The sequence below is a fragment of the Nocardioides sp. P5_C9_2 genome (assembly GCF_054049555.1).
This window is the reverse complement of the sequence record NZ_JBFUMD010000575.1, coordinates 1-2,170: the sequence shown is the minus strand read 5'-3', so window position 1 is coordinate 2,170 and position 2,170 is coordinate 1. Positions and strand designations below refer to the sequence as shown.

The 2,170-nt window shown below is 75.2% G+C and carries 2 protein-coding genes; both read left to right on the top strand.

Annotated features, from left to right (window positions below; translation table 11 throughout):
• A partial coding sequence (locus ACXJKL_RS19815; protein WP_457208715.1) for an SDR family NAD(P)-dependent oxidoreductase occupies positions 1–650 on the top strand: 650 nt, incomplete at its 5' end.
• Positions 650–2,170: phytoene desaturase family protein (locus tag ACXJKL_RS19810; protein ID WP_457208714.1), on the top strand; the 1,521-nt coding region annotated here is incomplete at its 3' end. The genes ACXJKL_RS19815 and ACXJKL_RS19810, both read left to right, overlap by 1 nt.

The window sequence follows — 2,170 nt, the reverse complement described above, 5'->3', positions numbered from 1 at the left end:
TCCAGGACGTCCCGACGGAGGTCTTCGACGGCGTTCTCGACAGCAACCTCAAGGGGTCCGTCAACCTCCTGCGCCACGTCCTCCCGGTGCTCCGCGAGCAGGGGACCGGCAGCGTGGTGCTGGTCGGCTCGCTGATCGGTCACATCGCGGTCCCCGACATGGCGGCCTACGTGCTCTCCAAGTGGGGCGTCCGGGGCCTCGTGCGGCAGCTGCGGGTCGACAACCGGGACCGTCCCGGCCTGCGCTTCGGCTACGTCTCACCGGGCGGCGTCGACACCCCGATCTACGACCAGGCGGCGACCTACGGCGATGCCGTCGGCCGTCCGCCCTTCCCGGTCCAGTCACCCGAGCGCGTCGCCCGGCAGGTGCTCGCCACCGCGGCCCACCCGTGGCGCGGCGGCCAGACCTCGGCGGCCAACCACGTGATCCGGTTCGGGTTCACCACCCTGCCGGGGGTCTACGACCGGCTGGTGGGACCGCTGTTCCGCGTGGCCGCCCAGGACCTGGTGCGCGAGGTGGCCCTCGGGCCGGGCAACGTCCTGGTGACGCGGCAGGAGCACAATGCGCTGCGGGGCAGCCACGGCAACGCCCTGGCCGGGATCGGCCGCAACCTGGCCGAGCTGGCCCGTCGACGGAGGGAACGCGTCTGATGCACGACGCAGTGGTGGTGGGGGCCGGACCCAACGGCCTGGTCGCGGCCAACCGGCTGCTGGACGCCGGCTGGTCGGTGCTCCTGCTGGAGGCGCAGCCCGATGTGGGCGGCGCCGTGCGCAGCGACCGCGAGCTGCACCCCGACTTCGTGCACGACACCTTCAGCGCGTTCTACCCGCTCGCGGCCTCCTCGCCGACGATCGGCTCCTTCGACCTCGAGGACCACGGGCTGACGTGGCGGCACGCCCCGGCCGTGCTCGGGCACCCGTTCCCCGACGGCACGTGGGCGATGCTGCACCACGACCGCGAGGCGACCGCCGCCGGGCTCGAGGCGCTGCACCCCGGCGACGGGGTGGCCTGGCTCGAGCTGTGCGGGCAGTGGGACCGCGTCGGCCCGCACCTCATCGGAGCGCTCCTCACCCCGTTCCCGCCGGTGCGCCACGGCGTGGGGATGCTGGCAGCGCTGCGGCACGTGGGGGGCCTCGGCTTCGTCAAGACGCTGCTCACCCCGGTCGCCGAGCTCGGCCGGCAGCGCTTCGGCGGCGAGGCGGCGCGCGTGCTGCTGGCCGGCAACGCCGCGCACGCCGACATCCCGCTGGACGCGCCCGGCTCGTCGCTGCTGGGGCTGCTGCTGGCGATGATGGGCCAGACCGTCGGGTTCCCCGTCCCGGAGGGTGGGGCGGGGGAGCTCACCCAGGCACTGGCCCGGCGGTTCCGGGCCGGCGGTGGCGAGATCCGCACGGATGCCGAGGTCACGCGCGTCGAGGTGGCCGCGGGACGTGTCGCGGCCGTCCGGACCGCGGACGGTGAGCGGTACGCCGTACGCCGGGCCGTGGTGGCCGACGTCCTGGCGCCCACCCTCTACACGCGGCTGCTGGACCCGGCCGACGTGCCCGACAGGGTGACGAGGGCGTTGGGCACCTTCGAGCTCGACCCCGGCACGGTCAAGGTCGACTGGGCCCTGGCCGGCGTCGTCCCGTGGACGGGGGCACCCGAGCGGGCGCCCGGGACGGTGCACGTGGCCGACTCGGTGGCGGACATGAGCCTGGCGATGAGCCAGGTGCAGGCCGGGGCCGTGCCGGCCTCGCCCTTCATGCTCACCGGCCAGATGACCTCGTCGGACCCGTCGCGCTCGCCCGCCGGCACCGAGTCCTTCTGGGCCTACACCCACGTCCCGCAGCGGGTGTCGTACGACGCGGGGGAGTCCGGCATCCGGGGGACGTGGGACGCCGACGACTGCGAGCGGATGGCCGACCGGATGCAGGCCCGCCTCGAGCGCCTGGCACCCGGGTTCGGCGACCGGGTGGTGGCGAGGCGGGTGCTGGGTCCGCGAGAGATGGAGGCGCGGGACGCCAACCTGGTCGGCGGGGCCCTCAACGGCGGGACCGCGCAGCTGCACCAGCAGCTGGTGTTCCGTCCCGTCCCGGGGCTGGGTCGCGCCGAGACCCCGGTGCGGGGTCTCTACCTGGGCTCGGCGTCCGCCCACCCGGGTGGCGGCGTGCACGGGGCCTGCGGGGAC